Annotated in this window: 31 protein-coding genes; 29 read left to right on the top strand and 2 right to left on the bottom strand. The window is 57.3% G+C overall.

All coding sequences use genetic code 11. The annotated features are described in order from the left end of the window. The first annotated feature begins 118 nt into the window (after positions 1-118). On the top strand, positions 119-4,330 hold the full coding sequence (gene rpoC / locus IMCC20628_RS11010) for a DNA-directed RNA polymerase subunit beta' (protein WP_047030260.1): 4,212 nt from the start codon (positions 119-121) through the stop codon (positions 4,328-4,330). A 74-nt stretch (positions 4,331-4,404) separates the two neighbouring features. Here the strand turns inward: rpoC and IMCC20628_RS11005 are convergent, their stop codons facing one another. Together IMCC20628_RS11005 and IMCC20628_RS11000 are read right to left on the bottom strand one after the other, a co-directional pair. Then, positions 4,405-4,872, bottom strand: coding sequence for a DUF302 domain-containing protein (locus tag IMCC20628_RS11005; RefSeq protein ID WP_047030259.1), 468 nt, complete (start codon positions 4,870-4,872; stop codon positions 4,405-4,407). 234 nt (positions 4,873-5,106) lie between these two features. Next, the gene (locus IMCC20628_RS11000) at positions 5,107-5,403 is read right to left on the bottom strand and encodes a hypothetical protein (RefSeq protein ID WP_047030258.1); all 297 of its coding nucleotides are present in this window, start codon (positions 5,401-5,403) and stop codon (positions 5,107-5,109) included. Between the two features lie 261 nt (positions 5,404-5,664). Between IMCC20628_RS11000 and IMCC20628_RS10995 the strand changes: the two genes are divergently transcribed. The 28 genes from IMCC20628_RS10995 to IMCC20628_RS10860 all read left to right on the top strand — a co-directional run bounded on the left by IMCC20628_RS10995 (position 5,665) and on the right by IMCC20628_RS10860 (position 22,610). Next, positions 5,665-5,919 carry a GlsB/YeaQ/YmgE family stress response membrane protein gene (locus IMCC20628_RS10995; RefSeq protein ID WP_047030257.1) on the top strand — a complete coding sequence of 85 codons (255 nt, stop codon included), beginning with the start codon at positions 5,665-5,667 and terminating at the stop codon, positions 5,917-5,919. Positions 5,920-6,395: 476 nt separating this feature from the next. Further along, on the top strand, positions 6,396-6,767 hold the full coding sequence (gene rpsL / locus IMCC20628_RS10990) for a 30S ribosomal protein S12 (protein ID WP_047030256.1): 372 nt from the start codon (positions 6,396-6,398) through the stop codon (positions 6,765-6,767). Positions 6,768-6,838: 71 nt separating this feature from the next. After that, complete coding sequence (gene rpsG / locus IMCC20628_RS10985) at positions 6,839-7,309, top strand: 30S ribosomal protein S7 (RefSeq protein ID WP_047030255.1); 471 nt, start codon at positions 6,839-6,841, stop codon at positions 7,307-7,309. A gap of 29 nt (positions 7,310-7,338) precedes the next feature. Beyond that, positions 7,339-9,429 (top strand): elongation factor G, encoded by a 2,091-nt coding sequence (fusA, locus tag IMCC20628_RS10980; protein ID WP_047030254.1) that lies wholly within the window; start codon positions 7,339-7,341, stop codon positions 9,427-9,429. Positions 9,430-9,530: 101 nt separating this feature from the next. Next, the gene (gene tuf, locus IMCC20628_RS10975; RefSeq protein WP_047030253.1) at positions 9,531-10,706 is read left to right on the top strand and encodes an elongation factor Tu; all 1,176 of its coding nucleotides are present in this window, start codon (positions 9,531-9,533) and stop codon (positions 10,704-10,706) included. A 72-nt stretch (positions 10,707-10,778) separates the two neighbouring features. Continuing rightward, positions 10,779-11,087: a 30S ribosomal protein S10 gene (gene rpsJ, locus IMCC20628_RS10970; protein WP_003547547.1), complete on the top strand. Its 309-nt coding sequence runs from the start codon at positions 10,779-10,781 to the stop codon at positions 11,085-11,087. 78 nt (positions 11,088-11,165) lie between these two features. Next, a complete protein-coding gene (gene rplC / locus IMCC20628_RS10965; RefSeq protein ID WP_047030252.1) occupies positions 11,166-11,870 on the top strand; it encodes a 50S ribosomal protein L3 in 705 nt (234 codons plus the stop codon). After that, complete coding sequence (gene rplD, locus IMCC20628_RS10960) at positions 11,870-12,490, top strand: 50S ribosomal protein L4 (protein ID WP_047030251.1); 621 nt, start codon at positions 11,870-11,872, stop codon at positions 12,488-12,490. Before rplC ends, rplD begins: the two co-directional genes overlap by 1 nt. Beyond that, positions 12,487-12,780, top strand: coding sequence for a 50S ribosomal protein L23 (locus tag IMCC20628_RS10955; protein WP_047030250.1), 294 nt, complete (start codon positions 12,487-12,489; stop codon positions 12,778-12,780). Before rplD ends, IMCC20628_RS10955 begins: the two co-directional genes overlap by 4 nt. Positions 12,781-12,819: 39 nt before the next feature. Continuing rightward, positions 12,820-13,656 carry a 50S ribosomal protein L2 gene (rplB, locus tag IMCC20628_RS10950; RefSeq protein ID WP_047030249.1) on the top strand — a complete coding sequence of 279 codons (837 nt, stop codon included), beginning with the start codon at positions 12,820-12,822 and terminating at the stop codon, positions 13,654-13,656. A 15-nt stretch (positions 13,657-13,671) separates the two neighbouring features. Beyond that, positions 13,672-13,950 (top strand): 30S ribosomal protein S19, encoded by a 279-nt coding sequence (rpsS, locus tag IMCC20628_RS10945; protein WP_045648402.1) that lies wholly within the window; start codon positions 13,672-13,674, stop codon positions 13,948-13,950. A gap of 2 nt (positions 13,951-13,952) precedes the next feature. Beyond that, complete coding sequence (rplV, locus tag IMCC20628_RS10940) at positions 13,953-14,342, top strand: 50S ribosomal protein L22 (RefSeq protein ID WP_047030248.1); 390 nt, start codon at positions 13,953-13,955, stop codon at positions 14,340-14,342. Further along, positions 14,342-15,046 (top strand): 30S ribosomal protein S3, encoded by a 705-nt coding sequence (gene rpsC / locus IMCC20628_RS10935; protein ID WP_047030247.1) that lies wholly within the window; start codon positions 14,342-14,344, stop codon positions 15,044-15,046. Before rplV ends, rpsC begins: the two co-directional genes overlap by 1 nt. A 35-nt stretch (positions 15,047-15,081) precedes the next feature. Next, positions 15,082-15,495: a 50S ribosomal protein L16 gene (rplP, locus tag IMCC20628_RS10930; protein WP_047030246.1), complete on the top strand. Its 414-nt coding sequence runs from the start codon at positions 15,082-15,084 to the stop codon at positions 15,493-15,495. An 11-nt stretch (positions 15,496-15,506) separates the two neighbouring features. Then, positions 15,507-15,707, top strand: a complete 201-nt coding sequence (rpmC, locus tag IMCC20628_RS10925) for a 50S ribosomal protein L29 (protein ID WP_047030245.1) — start codon at positions 15,507-15,509, stop codon at positions 15,705-15,707. A gap of 11 nt (positions 15,708-15,718) precedes the next feature. Further along, positions 15,719-15,958: a 30S ribosomal protein S17 gene (rpsQ, locus tag IMCC20628_RS10920; RefSeq protein ID WP_047030244.1), complete on the top strand. Its 240-nt coding sequence runs from the start codon at positions 15,719-15,721 to the stop codon at positions 15,956-15,958. A 236-nt stretch (positions 15,959-16,194) separates the two neighbouring features. Then, positions 16,195-16,563 (top strand): 50S ribosomal protein L14, encoded by a 369-nt coding sequence (gene rplN / locus IMCC20628_RS10915; protein ID WP_035528307.1) that lies wholly within the window; start codon positions 16,195-16,197, stop codon positions 16,561-16,563. An 11-nt stretch (positions 16,564-16,574) separates the two neighbouring features. Further along, the gene (rplX, locus tag IMCC20628_RS10910) at positions 16,575-16,886 is read left to right on the top strand and encodes a 50S ribosomal protein L24 (protein ID WP_047030243.1); all 312 of its coding nucleotides are present in this window, start codon (positions 16,575-16,577) and stop codon (positions 16,884-16,886) included. Then, positions 16,879-17,436: a 50S ribosomal protein L5 gene (gene rplE, locus IMCC20628_RS10905; protein WP_047030242.1), complete on the top strand. Its 558-nt coding sequence runs from the start codon at positions 16,879-16,881 to the stop codon at positions 17,434-17,436. Before rplX ends, rplE begins: the two co-directional genes overlap by 8 nt. A gap of 33 nt (positions 17,437-17,469) precedes the next feature. Beyond that, a complete protein-coding gene (gene rpsN, locus IMCC20628_RS10900; protein WP_047030241.1) occupies positions 17,470-17,775 on the top strand; it encodes a 30S ribosomal protein S14 in 306 nt (101 codons plus the stop codon). Positions 17,776-17,787: 12 nt separating this feature from the next. Continuing rightward, a complete protein-coding gene (gene rpsH / locus IMCC20628_RS10895) occupies positions 17,788-18,186 on the top strand; it encodes a 30S ribosomal protein S8 (protein WP_045648393.1) in 399 nt (132 codons plus the stop codon). 38 nt (positions 18,187-18,224) lie between these two features. Next, complete coding sequence (gene rplF, locus IMCC20628_RS10890; protein WP_047030240.1) at positions 18,225-18,758, top strand: 50S ribosomal protein L6; 534 nt, start codon at positions 18,225-18,227, stop codon at positions 18,756-18,758. A 12-nt stretch (positions 18,759-18,770) separates the two neighbouring features. Continuing rightward, positions 18,771-19,133 (top strand): 50S ribosomal protein L18, encoded by a 363-nt coding sequence (gene rplR, locus IMCC20628_RS10885; protein WP_047030239.1) that lies wholly within the window; start codon positions 18,771-18,773, stop codon positions 19,131-19,133. A 45-nt stretch (positions 19,134-19,178) separates the two neighbouring features. Further along, positions 19,179-19,739, top strand: coding sequence for a 30S ribosomal protein S5 (rpsE, locus tag IMCC20628_RS10880; protein WP_047030238.1), 561 nt, complete (start codon positions 19,179-19,181; stop codon positions 19,737-19,739). 39 nt (positions 19,740-19,778) lie between these two features. Then, entirely contained in the window at positions 19,779-19,979 is a 201-nt protein-coding gene (rpmD, locus tag IMCC20628_RS10875) for a 50S ribosomal protein L30 (RefSeq protein ID WP_047030237.1), read from the top strand. A gap of 16 nt (positions 19,980-19,995) precedes the next feature. Beyond that, positions 19,996-20,487 (top strand): 50S ribosomal protein L15, encoded by a 492-nt coding sequence (gene rplO / locus IMCC20628_RS10870; RefSeq protein ID WP_047030236.1) that lies wholly within the window; start codon positions 19,996-19,998, stop codon positions 20,485-20,487. Between the two features lie 198 nt (positions 20,488-20,685). Further along, positions 20,686-22,029: a preprotein translocase subunit SecY gene (gene secY / locus IMCC20628_RS10865; protein WP_047030235.1), complete on the top strand. Its 1,344-nt coding sequence runs from the start codon at positions 20,686-20,688 to the stop codon at positions 22,027-22,029. After that, the gene (locus IMCC20628_RS10860) at positions 22,026-22,610 is read left to right on the top strand and encodes an adenylate kinase (protein ID WP_047030234.1); all 585 of its coding nucleotides are present in this window, start codon (positions 22,026-22,028) and stop codon (positions 22,608-22,610) included. Before secY ends, IMCC20628_RS10860 begins: the two co-directional genes overlap by 4 nt. Positions 22,611-22,778: the final 168 nt, after the last annotated feature.

Raw genomic sequence — 22,778 nt, 5'->3', positions numbered from 1 at the left:
GGAGGGAGATTACGCCCGCGTTTGACGCGGACTAAACGAATTTCAGGCGATGGCCTGTTGCCGGGTGTCTGCCGGCGCCGTCGCAAGCTAAGGGCGAACAGCCCTAAAAGGAGACAGCATGAACCATGAGGTCATGAATCTTTTCAACAACGCCGTACCGGCGCAGACGTTCGATTCCATCCGGATTTCGATCGCCAGCCCGGAAAAGATTCTTTCCTGGTCCTTCGGCGAAATCAAAAAGCCGGAGACGATCAACTATCGTACGTTCAAACCTGAACGCGACGGTCTTTTCTGCGCGCGTATCTTTGGTCCGATCAAGGACTATGAATGCCTGTGCGGCAAGTACAAGCGCATGAAGTACAAGGGCGTCATCTGCGAAAAGTGTGGCGTCGAAGTCACGCTGTCGCGCGTGCGCCGTGAGCGCATGGGCCATATCGAGCTGGCTGCCCCCGTTGCCCACATCTGGTTCCTGAAGTCGCTGCCGTCGCGCATCGGCACGCTGCTCGACATGACGCTCAAGGATATCGAGCGCGTCCTGTATTTCGAGAACTACATCGTCACCGAGCCAGGCCTGACGTCGCTCAAGGAGAACTCGCTTCTCTCTGAGGAAGACTACATGATCGCCGTCGACGAGTTCGGTGAAGACAGCTTCACCGCCATGATCGGCGCGGAAGCCATTTTCGAACTGCTTGCTTCGATGGATCTTGAGCGCATTGCCGGTGAACTACGCACCGAGCTTGCCACCACGACCTCGGAACTCAAGTCGAAGAAGCTGATGAAGCGCCTCAAAATCGTTGAGAGCTTTATTGATTCCGGCAACCGCCCGGAATGGATGATCATGAAGATCGTTCCGGTGATCCCGCCCGACCTGCGTCCGCTGGTGCCGCTGGATGGCGGCCGTTTCGCGACGTCCGATCTGAACGATCTCTATCGCCGGGTCATCAACCGCAACAACCGTCTCAAGCGTCTGATCGAACTGCGCGCACCTGGCATCATCATCCGCAACGAAAAGCGGATGCTGCAGGAAGCCGTTGATGCTCTGTTCGACAACGGCCGCCGTGGCCGCACCATCACCGGTGCCAACAAGCGTCCGCTGAAGTCGCTGTCCGACATGCTCAAGGGCAAGCAGGGCCGTTTCCGGCAGAACCTGCTCGGCAAGCGCGTCGACTATTCCGGCCGTTCGGTCATCGTGACCGGTCCGGAACTCAAGCTGCACCAGTGCGGCCTGCCCAAGAAGATGGCGCTCGAACTGTTCAAGCCGTTCATCTATGCCCGTCTTGACGCCAAGGGCTATTCGTCCACCGTCAAGCAGGCCAAGAAGCTGGTCGAGAAGGAAAAGCCGGAAGTCTGGGATATCCTCGATGAGGTCATCCGCGAGCATCCGGTGCTGCTCAACCGCGCGCCGACGCTTCACCGTCTGGGCATCCAGGCCTTCGAACCGATTCTGGTTGAAGGCAAGGCTATCCAGCTGCATCCGCTCGTCTGCACGGCCTTTAACGCCGACTTCGACGGTGACCAGATGGCGGTCCACGTACCGTTGTCCCTGGAAGCTCAGCTCGAAGCCCGCGTGCTGATGATGTCGACCAACAACATCCTGCACCCTGCCAACGGCGCACCGATCATCGTGCCGTCACAGGACATGGTTCTGGGACTGTACTATCTCTCGATTGTCGCTGAAAACGAGCCGGGCCAGGGCATGGCATTCTCCGACATGGGCGAACTGCACCACGCACTCGAAAGCAAGATCGTCACCCTGCACACCAAGATCAGGGGCCGGTTCAAGACAATTGATGCCGAAGGCAAGCCGGTTTCGAAGATTTATGAGACCACACCAGGTCGCATGATCATCAGCGAGCTTCTGCCCAAGAACGTCAATGTGCCGTTCGAGACCTGCAACCAGGAAATGACCAAGAAGAACATCTCCAAGATGATCGACACGGTCTATCGTCACTGCGGTCAGAAAGACACGGTCATCTTCTGTGACCGCATCATGCAGCTCGGCTTCGGTCATGCCTGCCGCGCCGGCATTTCGTTCGGCAAGGACGACATGGTCATTCCGGAAACCAAGGCGAAAATCGTCGGCGACACCGACACCTTGGTCAAGGAATACGAGCAGCAGTACAATGAAGGCCTCATCACCCAGGGCGAAAAGTACAACAAGGTCGTTGACGCCTGGGGCAAGGCTACCGAAAAGGTGGCTGACGAAATGATGGCGCGCATTAAGTCTGTCGAGTTCCATGAGAATGGCCGGCAGAAGCAGATGAACTCGATCTACATGATGAGCCATTCCGGCGCGCGTGGTTCTCCGAGCCAGATGCGTCAGTTGGGCGGCATGCGTGGCCTCATGGCCAAGCCGTCGGGCGAAATCATCGAGACGCCGATCATCTCGAACTTTAAGGAAGGCCTGACCGTGAACGAGTACTTCAACTCGACGCACGGCGCACGTAAGGGCCTTGCCGACACCGCGCTGAAGACCGCGAACTCCGGTTACCTGACACGTCGTCTGGTTGATGTTGCACAGGATTGCATCGTTACCCACGTCGATTGCGGCACCACCGAAGGCCTGACGATGACAGCAATCGTCGACGCCGGACAGGTTGTTGCCTCGATCGGTCAGCGTATCCTTGGCCGCACCACGCTTGATGACATCAATCATCCGCTGACCGGTGAGCTTATGGTCAAGGCCGGCTCGACGATTGATGAAGCGCAAGTGGTAGATATCGAAGCTGTCGGCATCCAGTCTATCCGCATTCGTTCGCCGCTGACCTGCGAAATCCAGACCGGAATTTGCGGAACCTGCTACGGACGTGACCTTGCACGCGGTACGCCTGTCAACATCGGTGAAGCTGTCGGCGTTATCGCCGCGCAGTCGATCGGTGAGCCGGGCACGCAGCTTACCATGCGTACCTTCCACCTTGGCGGCGCCGCCACCGTGGTCGACCAATCGTTCCTGGAAGCCTCTTACGAGGGTACGGTTCGCATCAAGAACCGCAACATGTTGCGCAACTCCGATGGCAACCTGATTGCCATGGGTCGCAGCATGGCGGTTCAGATTCTTGATGAAGGTGGCACCGAGCGGTCTTCGCAGCGTGTTGCTTATGGATCGAGGATCTATGTGGACGACGGCGATGCGGTCAAGCGCGGTCAGCGTCTGGCCGAATGGGATCCGTATACGCGTCCGATGTTGACGGAAGTCGAAGGCACCGTGGAATTTGAAGATGTCGTCGACGGCATCTCGGTTCTCGAAGCCACAGACGAAGCAACCGGCATCACCAAGCGTCAGGTTATTGACTGGCGCTCGACGCCGCGCGGTATCGATCTCAAGCCTTCCGTCGTGATCAAGGGTAAGGATGGCGAAGTCGCCAAACTGGCTCGCGGTGGCGAAGCCCGGTTCCAGCTGTCGGTTGACGCGATCTTGTCGGTCGAACCCGGCGCCAAGGTCAGCCAGGGCGATGTTCTCGCCCGTGTGCCGCTCGAAAGCGCCAAGACCAAGGACATCACCGGCGGTCTGCCGCGGGTGGCGGAATTGTTCGAAGCTCGCCGTCCGAAGGATCATGCCATCATCGCAGAAGTCGATGGCACAATCCGCTTTGGCCGCGATTACAAGAACAAGCGCCGCATCCTGATCGAGCCGGCTGAAGATGGCATGGAACCGGTCGAGTACCTGATTCCGAAGGGCAAGCCTTTCCACCTTCAGGATGGCGACTACATCGAAAAGGGAGACTACATCCTCGACGGCAATCCTGCGCCGCATGACATTCTGGCAATTAAGGGCGTGGAGGCACTTGCGTCCTACCTCGTCAACGAGATCCAGGAAGTCTACCGTTTGCAGGGCGTTCTGATCAACGACAAGCACATCGAAGTGATTGTTCGTCAGATGCTGCAGAAGGTCGAAGTCACTGATGCAGGCGATTCCGTCTACATCGTTGGCGACAATGTCGACCAGATCGAGCTTGATAACGCTAATGATCGTCTTGTCGAAGATGGCAAGAAGCCAGCCTACGGCGTGCCGGTTCTGCTCGGGATCACCAAGGCATCGCTGCAGACGCCTTCGTTCATCTCGGCTGCGTCGTTCCAGGAAACCACCAAGGTGCTGACCGAAGCCGCAGTTGCGGGCAAGGTCGACACGCTGCAGGGTCTCAAGGAAAACGTTATCGTCGGACGTCTGGTGCCTGCGGGTACCGGCGGCACCATGACCCTGATCCGTCGTATCGCCACTGCGCGCGACGATTTGATCCTGGACGAACGCCGCAAGACATCTGGTGCGGAATCGGCGGCACCTATGCTGACCAAGATGACATCGGAAGAAGAGCCGACGCCGGCCGAATAAGCCCAAGCGTTCACTCATTAAAAAAGGCCGCCCTTCGGGGCGGCCTTTTGCGTTTCGAAAGCAGCTATCGGATATTATTGTGATGCCGCGTCGGTCAATTTGCCAAGAGCGCCAGTCATCACATCAAAGGCCTTATCTGCACCCGTGATCTTGTAGCGCGCCTTGAGGTCTGCTGGATCCAGATAACCGATCTTGGTCTGACCTTCATCATCCCAGATCAAAACGCGATTCGGCAGATCGAGCCCGGCACGCGGTTCTGCTTGCAAAATTGGCGTGCCGATTTTCGGATTGCCGAACATAACCATTGTCATGTCAGCCAGTTCGGCATCGATGCTTTTGGCGCCTGCTGCGTGGTCGACGCGGGCGAATACCTTGGCACCGGCCTTTTCCACGGCCGCTACCAGCTTGTCAGCGGTTTTTTCCACTGAAACAGCGCTGCTCTTGATCACCCAGCCGTCTTCGGCTCGTGCCGAAACGCTCGTTGCCAGCAAAATTGCCGTTGTAGCGGCGGCTGCGAATCTGAGTTTTCTGTAGATCGCCATTGTTATTAGGTCTCCCTCGACTGTTGAAATTCATAACGTCAACGACTGAACAAGTGCAGGGTTCCGTGCGATGCTTTCACAGACATACGGTCGCCCTCAATCTCATGACGCCCCATGCAAACATGTCGCTGCCACAGGACGAAATCATCTTTTCCGTAAAATGCGCACAAAATCGTGACCCGCACGGGGCGTCCCGAGTAAGTAACCAGCCAATTCAGTGGCGAAACGGAAATATCAGTCGAAAGCGATGACGGCGACTTCGCCTTCCAGCGCGCCCTGATAGGCAGAGGCATGCGGTTCGTCACCGGGCATACCACCCATGACGCCGATCTGATCGAGGTCGGCCTCGGCATATCCCTTGGATGACAGCGCATCCAGGCAGAGCCGTACGGCAGTGTCCTCGTCGGGAGCGGCAAGCATGACATGGACCGGCTTTTTCTCGCCACCCATCTGTTTGCAGATCTGGCCGATGATGATGAAGATCGCAGGTGTTTCTTCGTCGCTGTGGTCGTTGTCATTGTCCGAGATCATCGTACTGTCCTTTCTGCTCCGGGACTGGATGTCTTGTCCTCCCATGTTGCATGCGCGAAGGCAACGCATTGCCCGGTAACGTCCCCCAAATTTGGCAGCTCCCGAGCAGGCGGCGATAATATCAGTTGGTGTTTGAGGTGAGCCCACCACCAATCCACGGTGACGCTTGCCGTCGGGACGGCTTCGTGGTTGTCTGATTGCGGGGCAGGGAGCTTTCTCCGTGCCATCCATCAATCTGTTGGAACCGTGGGAGGACTACATATGGGCATCCAAGGGCTTTTGATTTTTCTTTTGATTGGCGCCGTTGCCGGCTGGCTCGCCGGCGTGATCATGAAAGGGTTTGGCTTCGGCCTGGTTGGCAACATCATTGTCGGTATCGTCGGTGCATTTGTTGCGGGCCTGGTGCTGCCGATGGTCGGCATATCTATCGGCGGCGGCATCCTCGGATCGATCATTCACGCCACCATCGGCGCGGTGATTCTGCTGTTTATTATAGGACTTGTGCGAAAAGCCTGATTCTCTGCAAGCGGTCTGGTGAGTCGCGTGTCCCCTGTCCGCGAGGCTGCCGGCGACAGATATTGGCTTCGATTCGCTCCCTCAATCGCCGGATATTCCGGGGAGGGCAATTAAACACCCAATAAGCCTGGCGCGACGCAATAACCTGTCGCGCCAGGCGTGCATTCCTGGTGCCCCCCCCCGGTCAGGAGCGAATAATTCATCAATGGCCTTGACTGCATGGGGCGAAATCAGTAGTTACCGATCACCGAGACAGATGTGAGGCGCATTTCTTCGGGACGACACGTCCTGAAATTTGCCTCAAACAATGGCTCTGACTGCACAGTGAACTTATAATGCTGCACGCATGACGCTTCTGGTGTCCTCTGCTTTTTTGGGCCTTTCCGGGAAAACCGGATCCGGCCCTTGTTTTGCGCATTCGGTTTACGTGCATGGTGCCTGAGAGGGCGAAACATGAGTTCTAGAGGGATGGTTACATGCCAACTGTAAACCAGCTGATCCGCAAGCCGCGCCAGGCGCCGGTCAAGCGCAACAAGGTTCCCGCGCTGGAGCAGAATCCGCAGAAGCGCGGCGTTTGCACACGTGTGTACACAACGACTCCGAAGAAGCCTAACTCGGCTCTTCGTAAGGTCGCCAAGATCCGTTTGACCAACGGCTTTGAAGTGATTGGTTATATCCCGGGTGAGGGTCATAACCTGCAGGAACACTCCGTGGTCATGATCCGCGGCGGCCGCGTAAAGGATTTGCCCGGCGTGCGTTATCACGTCATTCGCGGTGTCCTCGACACACAGGGCGTCAAGAACCGCAAGCAGCGCCGTTCGAAATACGGCGCCAAGCGTCCGAAGTAATAATTGTGTCGGCCGGTCGCATCATGAGATGCGGCGGGCCGTTTCGACCCATCAGTTGAAAGACGAAAAGCATGTCACGACGTCACAGTGCAGAAAAGCGTGAGATCAACCCGGATCCGAAATTCGGCGATCTGATCATCACCAAGTTCATGAACGCCATTATGATGCACGGCAAAAAGTCTGTTGCCGAGCAGATCGTCTATGGTGCGCTTGACCAGGTTGAGGCGCGTTCCAAGCAGGAGCCCGTTGTTCAGTTCCATACTGCGCTCGACAATGTCGCGCCGCATGTGGAAGTTCGCTCACGCCGCGTTGGTGGTGCTACCTATCAGGTGCCAGTCGATGTGCGTCCCGAGCGCCGTCAGGCTCTTGCCATTCGCTGGTTGATTGCCGCTGCGCGCAAGCGCAACGAAACCACCATGATTGAGCGCCTGTCGGGCGAACTCATGGATGCGGCCAACGGTCGTGGCAGCGCAGTCAAAAAGCGGGAAGACACCCACAAGATGGCCGACGCTAACCGTGCATTCTCGCATTACCGCTGGTAATCACGAACTGTTCTCGAAAGGCATTCAAGATGGCCCGCGAATACGCAATTGAAGACTACCGCAACTTCGGAATCATGGCGCATATCGACGCCGGTAAAACCACGACCACCGAACGGGTACTCTATTACACCGGCAAGTCGCACAAAATCGGCGAAGTGCATGACGGTGCAGCCACCATGGACTGGATGGAGCAGGAGCAGGAGCGTGGTATCACCATTACTTCCGCTGCGACCACCACCTACTGGAAGGGCCGTACCGGCAAGATGTGCCGTTTCAACATCATCGACACCCCAGGCCACGTTGACTTCACCATTGAGGTAGAACGTTCGCTGCGTGTGCTCGACGGCGCCATTGCGCTGCTCGACGCCAACGCCGGTGTTGAGCCGCAGACAGAGACTGTCTGGCGTCAGGCCGACAAGTACAATGTCCCGCGGATGATCTTCTGCAACAAGATGGACAAGACCGGAGCCGACTTCTACCGTTCGGTTTCGATGATCAAGTCCCGTCTTGGTGCTACCGCCGTTGTCATGCAGCTGCCAATCGGCGCTGAGACAGAATTCAAGGGCGTTGTCGACCTGGTCGAAATGAACGCACTTGTCTGGCGTGATGAATCGCTCGGCGCTCAGTGGGACATCGTTGAGATCCCGGACGATCTCAAGGAACGTGCTGCTGAATATCGCGAGCTGCTGATCGAAACTGCAGTGGAAGCTGACGAAGCTGCCATGGAACGTTACCTGGAAGGCGAAATGCCTGACAATGACGAGATCCGCGCACTGGTCCGCAAGGGCACGATTGCTGTGCAGTTCTTCCCGATGTTCTGCGGTTCTGCCTTCAAGAACAAGGGCGTCCAGCCGCTGCTCGACGCAGTTGTCGAATATCTGCCAAGCCCGGCTGACGTTCCTGCCATCGAAGGCATCGACGTCAAGACCGAGCAGGAAACAACACGTTCAGCAACGGACGAAGCTCCGCTGTCGATGCTGGCCTTCAAGGTCATGAACGACCCCTTCGTTGGTTCGTTGACTTTTGCCCGCATCTATTCCGGCAAGCTCGAAAAGGGCACGTCGGTTCAGAACACCGTCAAGGAAAAGCGCGAGCGCGTCGGTCGTATGCTGCAGATGCACTCGAACTCCCGTGAAGACATCGAAGAAGCCTTTGCCGGCGACATCGTTGCGCTTGCAGGCCTCAAGGAAACCACGACCGGTGACACTTTGTGTGATCCGCTCAACCAGGTCATTCTTGAGCGCATGGAATTCCCTGAGCCGGTGATCCAGATCGCGATCGAGCCGAAGACCAAGGGCGACCAGGAAAAGATGGGCCTCGCGCTCAACCGTCTGGCTGCCGAGGATCCTTCGTTCCGCGTCAAGACCGACGAAGAATCCGGACAGACGATCATTGCCGGTATGGGCGAATTGCACCTCGACATTCTCGTTGACCGTATGCGTCGCGAATTTAAGGTCGAAGCCAATGTCGGCGCGCCGCAGGTTGCCTACCGTGAATCGATCACGAAGTCCTACGAAGCCGATTACACTCACAAGAAGCAGTCGGGTGGTTCGGGTCAGTTTGCTCGCGTCAAGATCCGGTTCGAGCCAAACGACGAGAACGACGAGTTCATCTTCGAAACCAAGGTCGTTGGTGGTTCGGTTCCCAAGGAATACATCCCGGGTGTCCAGAAGGGCATCAACAGCGTGATGAATTCCGGACCGCTTGCCGGCTTCCCGATGCTGGGCATCAAGGCAACGCTGATCGACGGCGCTTACCATGATGTTGACTCCAGCGTCCTCGCCTTCGAAATCGCCGGTCGCGCCTGCTTCCGCGAGAATTCGAAGTTCATGGGTCCTCAGCTGCTCGAGCCAATCATGGCTGTTGAAGTTGTGACGCCTGAAGATTACGTCGGTGACGTGATCGGCGACCTGAACTCCCGTCGTGGGCAGATTCAGGGTCAGGAAATGCGCGGAATTGCCGTGGTGATCGATGCGCACGTTCCGCTGGCCAACATGTTCAAATATGTCGATACACTGCGCTCCATGTCTCAGGGCCGGGCACAGTACACGATGACTTTTGATCATTACGCACCAGTGCCGTCGAACGTCTCCCAGGAGATTCAGGCGAAATACGCATAATTTGCCGGATTGCCGGGCCCGCGTCCAACGACGCCGGTCCGGACCGGACACCGAAACTGTAATTTGCCCCTAGCGGGCTGAATGAGAATGGAGAGCCAAAGATGGCAAAGGGTAAGTTCGAGCGCAATAAGCCGCATGTGAACATCGGCACGATTGGTCACGTTGACCACGGCAAGACATCGCTGACAGCTGCGATCACCAAGTATTTCGGTGAATTCAAGGCCTACGACCAGATCGACGCCGCACCTGAAGAAAAAGCCCGTGGCATCACCATTTCGACGGCTCACGTCGAGTATGAGACCGAGGCCCGTCACTACGCCCATGTCGACTGCCCAGGCCACGCCGACTATGTCAAGAACATGATCACCGGCGCAGCACAGATGGACGGCGGCATTCTAGTCGTTTCCGCTGCCGACGGCCCGATGCCCCAGACCCGCGAGCACATCCTGCTGGCCCGTCAGGTTGGCGTGCCTTCGCTGGTGGTGTTTTTGAACAAGGTCGACCAGGTTGACGACGAAGAGCTTCTCGAGCTCGTCGAAATGGAAGTTCGCGAACTTCTGTCGTCCTACGATTTCCCGGGCGACGATATTCCGATCATCAAGGGTTCGGCGCTTGTCGCACTCAATGATGGCGACAAGGCACAGGGCGAAGACGCCATCCGCGCGCTGATGGCCGCTGTTGACGAATACATCCCGACGCCTGAGCGTCCGATCAACATGCCGTTCCTGATGCCGATCGAAGACGTTTTCTCGATCTCGGGTCGCGGCACGGTTGTCACGGGTCGTGTTGAGCGTGGCGTTGTCAAGGTTGGCGAAGAAGTCGAAATCGTCGGCATCCGCGACACCCAGAAGACGGTCTGCACCGGCGTTGAAATGTTCCGCAAGCTGCTCGATCAGGGCCAGGCTGGCGACAACATCGGCGCACTGCTTCGCGGCGTTGGCCGTGAAGACGTCGAGCGTGGCCAGATCCTGTGCAAGCCGGGTTCGGTCAAGCCGCACACCAAGTTCACGGCAGAAGCCTACATTCTGACCAAGGAAGAGGGTGGCCGTCATACGCCGTTCTTTACCAACTACCGTCCGCAGTTCTATTTCCGCACGACCGACGTGACGGGCATTGTGACACTGCCGGAAGGCACCGAAATGGTGATGCCGGGCGACAACATCTCGGCTGAAGTTGCACTGATCGTGCCGATCGCGATGGAAGAAAAGCTGCGCTTCGCTATCCGCGAAGGCGGCCGCACCGTCGGCGCCGGCATCGTCGCTACGATCATCGAGTAACAAACTGGGTTAGGGCGCATGGTTCGGATTGATCCGGACCATGCGGTTCTCACACAAGCAAGGACAAGTCGAATGAACGGCCAGAACATCCGCATCCGCCTCAAGGCGTTTGACCACCGGATCCTCGACGCCTCCACGCGTGAAATCGTGTCGACGGCAAAGCGGACCGGAGCAAGCGTACGTGGCCCGGTGCCGCTGCCGACCCGGATCGAAAAATTCACGGTCAACCGGTCGCCACACATCGACAAGAAGAGCCGCGAGCAGTTCGAGATGCGCACACATAAGCGTCTTCTTGATATTGTTGATCCGACACCGCAAACCGTAGATGCGCTGATGAAGCTGGATCTCGCCGCGGGTGTTGATGTGGAAATCAAGCTTTAAGGCCCATAGCCTTGAAGACAGGGAACGAGGCATGAAGGGGCAGGCCCCCGACAGGCTCATCTCAAGAGGAATGAACCGATGCGTTCAGGTGTGATTGCACAAAAGTTGGGAATGACCCGGGTCTACAATGACGCCGGCGATCATGTGCCCGTAACCGTCTTGCGGTTGGAAAACTGCCAGGTGGTGGCCCAGCGTACGGAAGAGAAGAATGGCTACACTGCTGTTCAGCTCGGTGCCGGCGTTGCCAAGGTCAAGAATACATCCAAGGCTATGCGCGGCAACTTTGCCATCGCAAATGTCGAGCCCAAGGCCAAAGTGGTCGAGTTCCGTGTGAGCTCGGACAATTTGATCGATGTCGGGTCAGAGATCACTGCAGGGCATTTCATTGCCGGGCAGCTGGTTGATGTCTCCGGTGTCACCCAGGGTAAGGGCTTTGCCGGCGCTATGAAGCGTCACGGTTTTGGTGGTCTTCGCGCCACCCACGGCGTGTCGGTTTCGCACCGTTCGCACGGCTCGACCGGTTCCAACCAGGATCCGGGCAAGGTCTGGAAGGGCAAGAAGATGGCTGGTCACATGGGTAATACCCGCGTGACGACCCAGAACCTTGAAATCGTCTCGACCGATGTCGATCGTGGACTGATCCTTATCAAGGGCGCGGTTCCGGGCTCCAAGGGCACCTGGATTGTCGTTCGCGACGCAGTCAAGTCCGGCATCCCGGCTGATGCGCCTCTTCCTGCAGCGCTTCGCGTGGCAGCAACCGTATCGAATGAGGGAGCCGAATAATGGATCTCACCGTCACCACACTTGAGGGCAAGGACGCAGGAAAGATTTCGCTTTCCGACGCGATCTTCGGCCTCGACCCGCGCCAGGATTTGATCCAGCGCATGGTGCGCTGGCAGCTTTCCAAGAAGCAGCAGGGCGGTCACAAGACCCTCGGCCGCTCGGAAATCGCCCGCACAGGCGCCCGGATGTACAAGCAGAAGGGCACAGGCCGCGCTCGTCACCATGCGGCAAGTGCGCCGCAGTTTCGTGGCGGCGGTCGGGCTCATGGCCCGGTTGTTCGCAGCCACGCTCACGATCTGACCAAGAAGGTCCGCGCTCTGGCTCTGCGTCACGCGCTTTCTTCCAAGGCCAAGTCGTCCGACATCATCATCGTCGACAGCCTGACGGCTGCCGAGGTCAAGACCAAGGCGCTGACCGGTTCGCTGTCGAAGATGGGCCTGACCAACGTTTTGTTCATCGGCGGTGCCGAGCTTGATCAGAACTTCCGTCTTGCCGCCAAGAACATTCCGAATGTGGATGTGCTTCCGGTGCAGGGCATCAACGTCTACGACATTCTGCGTCGCGGCAAGCTTGTCTTGTCCAAGGATGCTGTCGCTGCTCTGGAGGAGCGCTTCAAATGACGGATATTCGCCATTATGATGTGATCGTCTCTCCGGCGATCACCGAAAAGTCCACCATGGTTTCCGAACAGAACCAGGTTGTCTTCAATGTCGCGCGGCGCGCTTCCAAGCCTGAAATCAAGGCTGCAGTTGAAGCGCTCTTCGGGGTCAAGGTTACTGCGGTCAACACGCTGCTGCGCAAGGGTAAGACCAAGCGCTTCCGCGGAATCGCCGGCCGCCAGTCTGATGTTAAGAAGGCGTATGTGACGCTTGCCGAAGGTCAGTCGATCGACGTCTCCACCGGTCTGTAAGGTCCGCGCGGGAACAAGCCCCCAAAAGGGAACAGGAAAATGGCACTGAAAAGTTACAATCCGACGACCCCGAGCCAGCGTCAGCTGGTCATCGTTGATCGTTCGGGTCTTCATCGCGGCAAGCCGGTCAAGTCCTTGACCCACGGCCTGCACAGCAAGGGTGGCCGCAACAACGCCGGCCGGGTTACAGCCCAGTCGATCGGTGGTGGTCACAAGCGCACCTACCGCATGGTTGATTTCAAGCGTCGCAAGTTCGACGTTGAAGCCACCGTGGAACGCATGGAATACGATCCGAACCGGACCGCCTTCATTGCGCTCATTACATATGCGGATGGCGAAAAGTCCTACATCCTGGCGCCGCAGCGTTTGACTGCTGGCGACAAGGTGATCTCGTCCGACAAGGCTGTTGACGTGAAGCCTGGCAATTGCATGCCGCTTCAGTTCATGCCGGTTGGCACGATCATCCACAACATCGAGATGAAGCCGGCCAAGGGCGGTCAGATTGCTCGCTCCGCTGGTGGATACGCTCAGCTGGTCGGTCGTGACCAGGGCATGGCGATCCTGCGGCTCAACTCCGGTGAACAGCGTCTGGTTCAGGGCACATGCCTTGCGACCGTCGGTGCCGTGTCCAACCCGGATCACAGCAACATCAACGACGGCAAGGCCGGTCGTTCGCGCTGGAGGGGCAAGCGTCCGCATGTTCGCGGCGTTGCAATGAACCCGGTCGATCACCCGCACGGCGGCGGCGAAGGCCGCACTTCAGGCGGTCGTCACCCGGTCAGCCCATGGGGCAAGCCAACCAAGGGCAAGCGCACACGTTCGAACAAGTCGACCGACAAGTTCATCATGCGCTCGCGCCATCAGCGTAAGAAATAAGAGAGGAAGTCTCCAATGGCTCGTTCAGTATGGAAAGGTCCGTTTGTTGACGGCTATCTTCTCAAGAAAGCTGAGAAGGTTCGCGAAGGCGGCCGCAATGAAGTGATCAAGACCTGGAGCCGCCGCTCCACCATCATGCCGCAGTTCGTCGGCCTGACATTCGGCGTCTACAACGGAAGCAAGCACATTCCGGTCAACGTGTCCGAGGACATGGTTGGTCAGAAGCTTGGCGAATATTCTCCGACGCGGACCTATTATGGCCACGGCGCCGACAAGAAAGCTAAGAGGAAGTAACTATGAGCAAGGCAAAAACCGAACGCCGGCTCAAGGACAACGAGGCGCAGGCAGTAGCCCGCACCCTTCGCGTCAGCCCGCAGAAGCTCAATCTGGTTGCGGCCTTGATCCGTGGCAAGAAGGTTGATAAAGCGCTGGCAGAACTTGAGTTTTCGCGCAAGCGCATCGCCTCGACCGTCAAGAAGACCCTTGAATCAGCGATCGCAAACGCCGAGAACAACCATGATCTCGATGTGGACTCGCTGTTCGTTGCCGAGGCATTCGTCGGCAAGTCTATCGTCATGAAGCGCTTTCATGCCCGTGGTCGCGGTCGTTCGTCACGCATTGAAAAGCCGTTCGCTCATTTGACCATCGTCGTGCGCGAGATGGAAGCCAAAGGGGAGGCCGCGTAATGGGTCAAAAAATCAATCCAATCGGTTTTCGCCTTGGCATCAACCGTACCTGGGACAGCCGTTGGTTCGCCGACAATGCCGAATATGGCAAGCTGTTGCATGAAGACCTGAAGATCCGCGCCTATCTCCTCAAGGAGCTCAAGCAGGCCGGTATTTCCAAGGTCGTCATCGAGCGTCCGCACAAGAAGTGCCGCGTCAGCATCCATGCTGCCCGTCCCGGCCTGATCATCGGCAAGAAGGGCGCAGACATTGAAAAGCTGCGTCGCAAGCTGTCGGAAATGACCCAGTCTGAAACGCACCTCAACATCATCGAAGTCCGCAAGCCGGAAGTTGATGCAGTGTTGGTTGCGCAGTCGATCGCACAGCAGCTGGAGCGTCGTATCGCGTTCCGTCGCGCCATGAAGCGTTCGGTTCAGTCGGCCATGCGTCTGGGTGCCGAAGGCATCAAGATCACTTGCGGCGGTCGTCTCGGCGGCGCGGAAATCGCGCGGACGGAATGGTACCGTGAGGGTCGGGTTCCGCTTCACACGCTGCGCGCCGATATCGATTACGGCACGGCTGAAGCAAAGACTGCTTATGGAATTTGCGGCGTCAAGGTCTGGATCTTCAAGGGCGAAATTCTTGAGCATGATCCAATGGCGTCTGAACGCCGAGCCACTGAAGGCGACGCTTCTGGCGGCAATCGCCGGCGCGAACACGCCTGATTTTGCCCCTGGCAGACAATTCGGAGAATTAGACAATGTTGCAGCCAAAGCGTACTAAGTACCGCAAGCAATTCAAGGGCCGCATCAAGGGCGTCGCCAAGGGCGGCTCTGACTTGAATTTCGGGGCCTATGGCTTGAAAGCACAAGAGCCTGACCGTGTGAATGCGCGTCAGATCGAAGCTGCCCGTCGGGCTATCACGCGTCACATGAAGCGTGCAGGCCGTGTATGGATCCGCATCTTCCCTGACGTGCCGGTCACATCCAAGCCGACGGAAGTCCGCATGGGTAAGGGCAAGGGTTCGGTCGATTACTGGGCTGCAAAGGTCAAGCCCGGCCGTATCATGTTTGAAATTGACGGTGTCAGCGAAGAGCTCGCCCGTGAAGCTTTGCGCCTCGGCGCTGCCAAGCTCTCGGTCAAGACGCGCTTCGTACAGCGCATCGCAGATTAAGGAGACGCACCATGAAAGCCGCAGATGTTCGCGCCTTGAGCGTCGACCAAATCAATGATGAGCTAGCCAAGCTGAAAAAAGAGCAGTTCAACCTGCGCTTCCAGGGCGCTACCGGCCAGCTCGAAAAGACATCGCGCGTTCTTGAAGTCCGCCGCGATATCGCTCGCATCAAGACTATTGCCCGCCAGAAGGCGGCCGTAGCCAAAGCCTAAGGACGAATAAAATGCCAAAACGCATTCTGCAGGGCACTGTTGTCAGTGACAAGAACGAGAAGACCGTGGTTGTCCGGGTGGAACGCCGTTTCGCGCATCCGGTCATGCGGAAGATTGTTCGTCGCACCAAGAATTACAAGGCGCATGACGAAACCAATCAGTACAAGGTAGGTGATGAGGTTGCCATTCAGGAATGTGCGCCGATCTCCAAGGACAAGCGCTGGACAGTTGTTTCAGCGACAGAAGCCTGATTGAACGGCTTTTGCGGCAGGGAGCTCTTGCACCTTGCCGCGAATCCTGTATGACACAGGCATTGGCGCAAGAACGCCCCGGTAACGGGCGTTCTTCTGCTTTCAGCGCACGGAAGGTCCCTTGAGGGAAACCACCCTGACATAAATCTTCCCGCGCAAGATAGAATTGATTCATAAGCTGGTATAGGGGGCCTTTGTGCCCAACCGTGCCGGTAACAACAAGAAGGCGGCCTGATATGATTCAGATGCAAACAAACCTCGACGTCGCGGATAATTCCGGCGCTCGTCGTGTCATGTGCATCAAGGTTCTGGGCGGTTCAAAGCGGAAATATGCTTCCATCGGCGACATCATTGTCGTCTCGATCAAGGAAGCCATTCCGCGTGGCCGCGTCAAGAAGGGTGATGTAATGAAGGCGGTAGTCGTACGTACTGCCAAAGACATTCGCCGCGCCGATGGAAGCGTGATCCGGTTCGACCGGAACGCAGCCGTCCTGATCGACAACAAGAAAGAGCCGATCGGCACCCGCATCTTCGGACCGGTTCCGCGCGAATTGCGCGCCAAGAGCCACATGAAGATTATCTCTCTGGCTCCTGAAGTGCTGTAAGGAACGAACCGATGCAAAAGATCCGCAAAGGCGACAAGGTCGTCGTTCTTACCGGCAAGGACAAAGGCCGCACTGGCGAAGTCCTGGCTGTCATGCCTAAGGAAGACCGGGCGGTTGTCCGAGGTCTGAACATGGTCAAGCGCCATCAGCGCCAGACACAGACCCAGGAAGCCGGCATTATCAACAAGGAAGCCTCGCTTCATATCTCCAACATCGCATTTGCTGATCCCAAGGACGGCAAGCCGACCCGGGTCGGGTTTCGCGTAGAAGGCGATAAGAAGGTCCGTGTGGCTAAGCGTTCGGGAGTGGTCATCGATGGCTGAAGCAAAATATGAGCCACGGCTCAAGACGGACTACAACGAGCGTATCCGCACCGCCATGCAAGAGCAGTTCGCTTACGCGAACGTGATGCAGATCCCGCGTATGGACAAGATCGTGATCAATATGGGTGTTGGCGAAGCCACCGCCGATTCCAAAAAGCCCGCGATTGCGGCTGAGGATCTCGCGGCGATTGCAGGCCAGAAGCCTGTCATCACTCGCGCCCGTAATTCGATCGCCGGTTTCAAACTTCGTGAACTGATGCCGATTGGCGCCAAGGTCACGCTGCGCGGAGCCCGTATGTATGAGTTCATGGATCGCCTGGTGACGATTGCGCTTCCGCGCGTTCGTGACTTTCGCGGCCTGAACCCGAAGAGCTTTGACGGCCGTGGCAACTTCGCCATGGGCATCAAGGAGCACATCGTGTTTCCGGAGGTCAACTACGACAAGGTTGATCAGATCTGGGGCATGGACGTCATCGTTTGCACGACGGCGAAAACGGACGACGAAGCGCGGGCTCTGCTGACAGAGTTCAACTTCCCGTTTCCGAAGTAATCGTAACGGCATTCGTGGAAAAGGATATCTGATATGGCGAAAGTCAGCTCAATCGAAAAAAACAAACGTCGTCGCAAGCAGGTCGAGCGCGATGCTGAAAAGCGCGCCGCTCTCAATGCGATCACGCATAACCAGGAGCTTCCGATCGAGGAGCGCTTTCGTGCAACCCTGAAGCTGGCTGAAATGCCGCGCAATGGGGCCAAAGTTCGCGTTCGCAATCGGTGCCAGGTTACCGGCCGCCCGCGCGCCTATTATCGCAAGTTGGGCATGTCGCGTATCGCATTGCGTGAACTCGGGTCGATGGCCAAGGTGCCCGGCCTGGTCAAGTCGAGCTGGTAAGGAGCGCGCAATATGGCAATGACAGATCCTCTGGGTGATATGCTCACCCGCATTCGTAACGGTATTGCTCGCCGCAAATCGTCGGTTTCGACTCCTGCTTCGAAGTTGCGCGCTCGCGTGCTCGACGTGCTGGAAGCCGAAGGCTACATTCGCGGATACACCGAAGTGGCATACGACAATGGCAAGGCTGAACTGAGCATCGAGCTCAAGTATCATGAAGGCGCGCCCGTGATCCGTGAGATCGCTCGTGTTTCCAAGCCCGGCCGGCGTGTATACGTCTCCGTTAAGTCCATTCCTCAGGTCGCCAACGGCCTCGGTATCACAATCCTTTCGACTCCGAAGGGCGTTTTGGCCGATCACGTTGCGCGCGAGCACAATGTTGGTGGTGAGGTTCTCTGCTCGATCTTCTGATCAGGCAGGATCTCAAACTCTAACAGACAGGTTGAACAATGTCTCGTATCGGTAAAAAGCCCGTCCCGGTTCCGGCCGGTGTCACCGCGACGATTGAAGGCCAGAAAGTGGTCGTCAAGGGTCCTAAAGGTGAATTGTCTTTCGTCGCCAACGACGAAGTCACTGTCAAGCTTGAGGACAATGCTGTTGTCGTCATGCCAGTGGATAATTCCAAGGACGCCCGCTCCAAGTGGGGCATGTCGCGCACCATGGTTTCCAACATCCTCACCGGGGTGAAGGACGGCTACGTGCGCAAGCTTGAAATCAACGGCGTGGGTTACCGCGCTGCCATGCAGGGACGTAACCTGCAGCTGGCACTTGGTTTCAGCCATGATGTCGTTTATCACCCGCCAGAAGGCGTCGACATCGCTTGCCCCAAGCCGACGGAAATCGTCATCACCGGCATCAACAAGCAAGTGCTTGGCCAGGTGGCTGCAGAGATCCGCGCGTACCGCAAACCTGAGCCTTACAAGGGCAAGGGCGTCAAATATGCTGAAGAGCGGATTGTCCGCAAAGAAGGCAAGAAGAAGTAAGGAAGACGCGAAATGGCTAACAGGAAACAATCCCTTACGCGTCGGTCCGATCGTGTCCGTCGCCAGCTTAAAGCGGTGGCCAATGGCCGTCCGCGCCTGTCGGTTCATCGCTCGTCGAAGAACATCTACGCGCAGATCATTGATGACGCAGCTGGCCTTACGCTTGCCGCAGCATCAACGCTTGATACCGGCCTTCGGGGCGATCTCAAGACCGGCGCTGATACATCTGCCGCTGCAGCGGTTGGCAAGCTGATTGCCGAACGTGCAACAGAGGCAGGCGTCAAGGATGTGGTATTCGACCGCGGTGCCTTCATCTATCACGGCCGTATCAAGGCCCTCGCAGAAGCTGCTCGCGAAGGCGGTCTGAGCTTCTAATTCGAACCAGCCGATTGATTCCGGAAAAGAATAAGGAAAAGGAACATGGCCAAGGAAGGTCGCCGCGACAACCGCGGTAGAGACGATGAGCGCGACAGCGAATTCGTTGACAAACTCGTACACATCAACCGTGTTGCCAAGGTCGTCAAAGGCGGTCGTCGTTTTGGTTTCGCAGCCCTGGTGGTTGTTGGAGATCAGAAGGGCCGCGTTGGCTTCGGTCACGGCAAGGCGCGTGAAGTGCCGGAAGCTATCCGCAAGGCGACTGAGTCTGCCAAGCGCGATCTGATTTTCGTGCCGCTGCGCTCCGGCCGGACCCTGCACCACGATGTGCATGGCCGTCACGGTGCCGGCAAGGTTCTGCTTCGTGCAGCCAAGCCTGGTACGGGTATCATCGCCGGTGGTCCAATGCGTGCAGTGTTCGAAACGCTCGGCATGCAGGACGTTGTGGCTAAGTCGACGGGATCATCCAACCCGTACAACATGGTCCGTGCCACTTTTGACGCGCTCAAGAATCAGGTCCACCCAAAGGACATCGCTTCTCAGCGCGGCATGAAGTATTCCACGCTCCAGGAACGCCGTGGTGTTACCACGGGCGCCGAAGAGTAATCGGGCGTCTGCCTTTATTCCTATTAGGGAGCCAACACCATGGCTGACAATAAAACGGGCAAGACGGTCACCGTCGAACAGATCGGCAGCCCGATTCGCCGCCCCAACGTTCAGCGTCAGACGCTGATCGGTTTGGGCCTCAACAAGATGCACCGCCGCCGGACCCTCGAGGACACTCCGTCCGTTCGTGGCATGATCCGTTCGGTCAGCCACCTCGTTCGCGTCGTCGACGAGCAGTGAGTGGGAGTGAACTGTCATGAAACTCAATGAGATCACCGATAATCAAGGTGCCAACAAGAACCGCAAGCGCGTAGGTCGCGGTATTGGTTCGGGTAGCGGCAAGACCGGCGGACGTGGCGTCAAGGGACAGAAGTCCCGTTCAGGCGTTGCCATCAACGGTTTTGAAGGCGGCCAGATGCCAATCTACCGGCGCCTTCCAAAGCGTGGCTTCAACAACATCTTCTCGTCCGATTTCAACACCGTGTCGGTCGGTCGTATTCAGACTGCCATCGATGCTGGCAAGCTTGACGGCAAGAGCATGATTGATGCTGCTGCGTTGAAGGCTGCTGGCGTGATCCGTCGCCTCAAGGATGGCGTTCGCGTCCTCTCCGACGGCGACCTGAAGGCCAAGCTCAACCTCGAAGTTGCCGGCGTATCAAGCGCGGCTGCCGAGAAGGTCGAAAAGGCTGGCGGCAAGATCAAGTTGCTCGCACCGGCGCCTGCGCCTGCAGCAGCTGCTGAAGAATAAGTAAATAATAACCGCCCGGTGCTTCACATCGGGCGGTTTTCGTCCCATATGGGATCGGTCGACGCTTTAGGTTGCGTCGGCAGGACAGGCGCCAGGCACATTTAATCCGGCCTGGCCGCACCGTCCGGTGACACCAACTCAGACCCTCCGGAGATGATCGGGTTCATCAGGCGCCGGATGGGCCGCGCGGAGAACGCAATGGCATCTGCAGCCGAACAACTCGCTTCCAATTTGAATTTTTCGGCTTTTTCCAAGGCGGAAGATCTGAAGAAGCGGATCTGGTTTACTCTCGGCGCACTGCTTGTGTACCGGCTTGGAACCTATATTCCGCTTCCCGGGATCAACCCCGCGGCCTTCGCGCAAGCGTTTGAGGGCCAGTCGGGCGGCATTCTTGGCCTGTTCAACATGTTTGCAGGCGGCGCCGTTGAGCGCATGGCGATTTTCGCCCTCGGCATCATGCCCTATATTTCGGCTTCCATTATCATTCAGTTGATGACGTCTGTCGTTCCCACGCTTGAGCAACTCAAGAAAGAGGGCGAGCAGGGCCGCAAGGTCATCAACCAGTACACCCGTTACGGCACCGTCCTGCTTGGCACGGTTCAGGCCTATGGCATCGCCGTCGGCCTCGAATCAGGCAACGGCATCGTCACCGATCCGGGCTGGTTCTTCCGGATTGCGACCGTGATCACTCTTGTTGGCGGCACCATGTTCCTGATGTGGCTCGGCGAGCAGATCACCGCGCGCGGCATCGGCAACGGCATTTCGCTGATCATCTTCTCGGGCATCGTTGCGGCTCTGCCGACGGCAGTGGCCGGTACGCTGGAACTGGGTCGCACCGGCGCCCTGTCGACAGGCCTGATCATTGCCATCATCGTTGTCGCCATTTCCGTGATCGCGTTTATCGTGTTCATCGAACGTGCCCAGCGGCAATTGCTGATCCAGTATCCAAAGCGCCAGGTAGGCTCGCGGATGTTCCAGGGCGACACCTCGCACCTGCCGCTCAAGCTCAATACCGCCGGCGTGATTCCTCCGATCTTTGCGTCGTCCCTGTTGCTGCTGCCGGCCACGCTGGCGGGCTTTGCCAACACCGGCGGCAATCTGCCGGGATGGGCAACGACATTGCTTGCATCCCTGGGGCATGGCCAGCCTGCCTATATGGCTCTTTACGCCCTGATGATCGGCTTCTTCGCGTTCTTCTACACGGCCATCGTGTTCAATCCGAAGGACACCGCTGACAACCTGAAGCGTCATGGCGGGTTCATCCCCGGCATCCGCCCGGGTGAGCGTACGGCCGAATATATCGACTATGTGCTGACGCGAATCACTTTGATTGGCGCCATGTACCTGATTTTTGTTTGTCTCTTACCCGAATTTCTAATCGCGCAGACCGGCGTTCCGTTCTATCTGGGGGGGACATCGCTTTTGATCGTCGTCTCGGTGACGCTCGATACGGTAGCGCAGGTTCAGGGACATCTGATCGCCCAGCAATATGAAGGGTTGATCAAGAAGTCGAAACTTCGGGGAGGCAAGAAGGGAAGATGAGGCTTATACTTTTGGGACCACCAGGCGCGGGGAAGGGGACTCAAGCCCAGCGTCTGGTTGAGAAGTATTCCATTCCGCAATTGTCTACGGGCGATATGTTGCGGGCAGCTGTCACAGCCGGAACTGAAGTCGGTAAACGCGCCAAGGCTGTCATGGACGCCGGCGAACTGGTGTCCGACGATATCGTCAATGCGATTGTTTCAGACCGCATTGATGAACCGGATTGCGTCCGTGGATTCATTCTTGACGGATATCCACGCACGCTCGTTCAAGCCGATGCGGTTGAGGTCATGCTCAACAGCAAGGGTTTGAAGCTGGATACGGTGATTGAGCTTGTTGTTGATGACAAGGCGCTTGTCGGACGTATAATCAAGCGTGCTGAGGAAGCTGCAGCGGCAGGACAGCCGGTGCGCAAGGATGACAACGCCGAGGTGTTCGAAGAACGCCTGCGCGAATATTACAAGAAGACCGCGCCATTGACCGGCTATTATTATGCCAAGGGCATGTTGCGCACTGTCGATGGCATGGCGTCGATTGAAGCGGTCACCGAAGAGATCGATACCGTTTTGGCGTCGCTTTGATCGCACAAGAAATTCAAAAAGGCCGGTTCTCCACTTAGAGATCCGGCCTTTTTATCTGCCAGGTGCAGAAAATAAGATCGCGGTAAAGGTTGACGAAAGCCTTGATGTTCCGCTATGAGCCGTTCAACTCGCCACATGCAAGCGATCGGTGCGATTCCCTTGAAATTC

It is taken from the genome of Hoeflea sp. IMCC20628 (assembly GCF_001011155.1).
GTDB lineage: Bacteria > Pseudomonadota > Alphaproteobacteria > Rhizobiales > Rhizobiaceae > Hoeflea.
The sequence above is the reverse complement of the archived record's forward strand: the minus strand, read 5'-3'. Positions and strand labels throughout refer to the sequence as shown.

What these genes read in the sequence shown, in the direction of transcription:
- rpoC (WP_047030260.1), top strand. Translation starts at nt 119, where the DNA reads ATGAACCATGAGGTCATGAATCTTTTCAACAACGCCGTACCGGCGCAG.
- IMCC20628_RS11005 (WP_047030259.1), bottom strand. Translation starts at nt 4,872, where the DNA reads ATGGCGATCTACAGAAAACTCAGATTCGCAGCCGCCGCTACAACGGCA.
- IMCC20628_RS11000 (WP_047030258.1), bottom strand. Translation starts at nt 5,403, where the DNA reads ATGATCTCGGACAATGACAACGACCACAGCGACGAAGAAACACCTGCG.
- IMCC20628_RS10995 (WP_047030257.1), top strand. Translation starts at nt 5,665, where the DNA reads ATGGGCATCCAAGGGCTTTTGATTTTTCTTTTGATTGGCGCCGTTGCC.
- rpsL (WP_047030256.1), top strand. Translation starts at nt 6,396, where the DNA reads ATGCCAACTGTAAACCAGCTGATCCGCAAGCCGCGCCAGGCGCCGGTC.
- rpsG (WP_047030255.1), top strand. Translation starts at nt 6,839, where the DNA reads ATGTCACGACGTCACAGTGCAGAAAAGCGTGAGATCAACCCGGATCCG.
- fusA (WP_047030254.1), top strand. Translation starts at nt 7,339, where the DNA reads ATGGCCCGCGAATACGCAATTGAAGACTACCGCAACTTCGGAATCATG.
- tuf (WP_047030253.1), top strand. Translation starts at nt 9,531, where the DNA reads ATGGCAAAGGGTAAGTTCGAGCGCAATAAGCCGCATGTGAACATCGGC.
- rpsJ (WP_003547547.1), top strand. Translation starts at nt 10,779, where the DNA reads ATGAACGGCCAGAACATCCGCATCCGCCTCAAGGCGTTTGACCACCGG.
- rplC (WP_047030252.1), top strand. Translation starts at nt 11,166, where the DNA reads ATGCGTTCAGGTGTGATTGCACAAAAGTTGGGAATGACCCGGGTCTAC.
- rplD (WP_047030251.1), top strand. Translation starts at nt 11,870, where the DNA reads ATGGATCTCACCGTCACCACACTTGAGGGCAAGGACGCAGGAAAGATT.
- IMCC20628_RS10955 (WP_047030250.1), top strand. Translation starts at nt 12,487, where the DNA reads ATGACGGATATTCGCCATTATGATGTGATCGTCTCTCCGGCGATCACC.
- rplB (WP_047030249.1), top strand. Translation starts at nt 12,820, where the DNA reads ATGGCACTGAAAAGTTACAATCCGACGACCCCGAGCCAGCGTCAGCTG.
- rpsS (WP_045648402.1), top strand. Translation starts at nt 13,672, where the DNA reads ATGGCTCGTTCAGTATGGAAAGGTCCGTTTGTTGACGGCTATCTTCTC.
- rplV (WP_047030248.1), top strand. Translation starts at nt 13,953, where the DNA reads ATGAGCAAGGCAAAAACCGAACGCCGGCTCAAGGACAACGAGGCGCAG.
- rpsC (WP_047030247.1), top strand. Translation starts at nt 14,342, where the DNA reads ATGGGTCAAAAAATCAATCCAATCGGTTTTCGCCTTGGCATCAACCGT.
- rplP (WP_047030246.1), top strand. Translation starts at nt 15,082, where the DNA reads ATGTTGCAGCCAAAGCGTACTAAGTACCGCAAGCAATTCAAGGGCCGC.
- rpmC (WP_047030245.1), top strand. Translation starts at nt 15,507, where the DNA reads ATGAAAGCCGCAGATGTTCGCGCCTTGAGCGTCGACCAAATCAATGAT.
- rpsQ (WP_047030244.1), top strand. Translation starts at nt 15,719, where the DNA reads ATGCCAAAACGCATTCTGCAGGGCACTGTTGTCAGTGACAAGAACGAG.
- rplN (WP_035528307.1), top strand. Translation starts at nt 16,195, where the DNA reads ATGATTCAGATGCAAACAAACCTCGACGTCGCGGATAATTCCGGCGCT.
- rplX (WP_047030243.1), top strand. Translation starts at nt 16,575, where the DNA reads ATGCAAAAGATCCGCAAAGGCGACAAGGTCGTCGTTCTTACCGGCAAG.
- rplE (WP_047030242.1), top strand. Translation starts at nt 16,879, where the DNA reads ATGGCTGAAGCAAAATATGAGCCACGGCTCAAGACGGACTACAACGAG.
- rpsN (WP_047030241.1), top strand. Translation starts at nt 17,470, where the DNA reads ATGGCGAAAGTCAGCTCAATCGAAAAAAACAAACGTCGTCGCAAGCAG.
- rpsH (WP_045648393.1), top strand. Translation starts at nt 17,788, where the DNA reads ATGGCAATGACAGATCCTCTGGGTGATATGCTCACCCGCATTCGTAAC.
- rplF (WP_047030240.1), top strand. Translation starts at nt 18,225, where the DNA reads ATGTCTCGTATCGGTAAAAAGCCCGTCCCGGTTCCGGCCGGTGTCACC.
- rplR (WP_047030239.1), top strand. Translation starts at nt 18,771, where the DNA reads ATGGCTAACAGGAAACAATCCCTTACGCGTCGGTCCGATCGTGTCCGT.
- rpsE (WP_047030238.1), top strand. Translation starts at nt 19,179, where the DNA reads ATGGCCAAGGAAGGTCGCCGCGACAACCGCGGTAGAGACGATGAGCGC.
- rpmD (WP_047030237.1), top strand. Translation starts at nt 19,779, where the DNA reads ATGGCTGACAATAAAACGGGCAAGACGGTCACCGTCGAACAGATCGGC.
- rplO (WP_047030236.1), top strand. Translation starts at nt 19,996, where the DNA reads ATGAAACTCAATGAGATCACCGATAATCAAGGTGCCAACAAGAACCGC.
- secY (WP_047030235.1), top strand. Translation starts at nt 20,686, where the DNA reads ATGGCATCTGCAGCCGAACAACTCGCTTCCAATTTGAATTTTTCGGCT.
- IMCC20628_RS10860 (WP_047030234.1), top strand. Translation starts at nt 22,026, where the DNA reads ATGAGGCTTATACTTTTGGGACCACCAGGCGCGGGGAAGGGGACTCAA.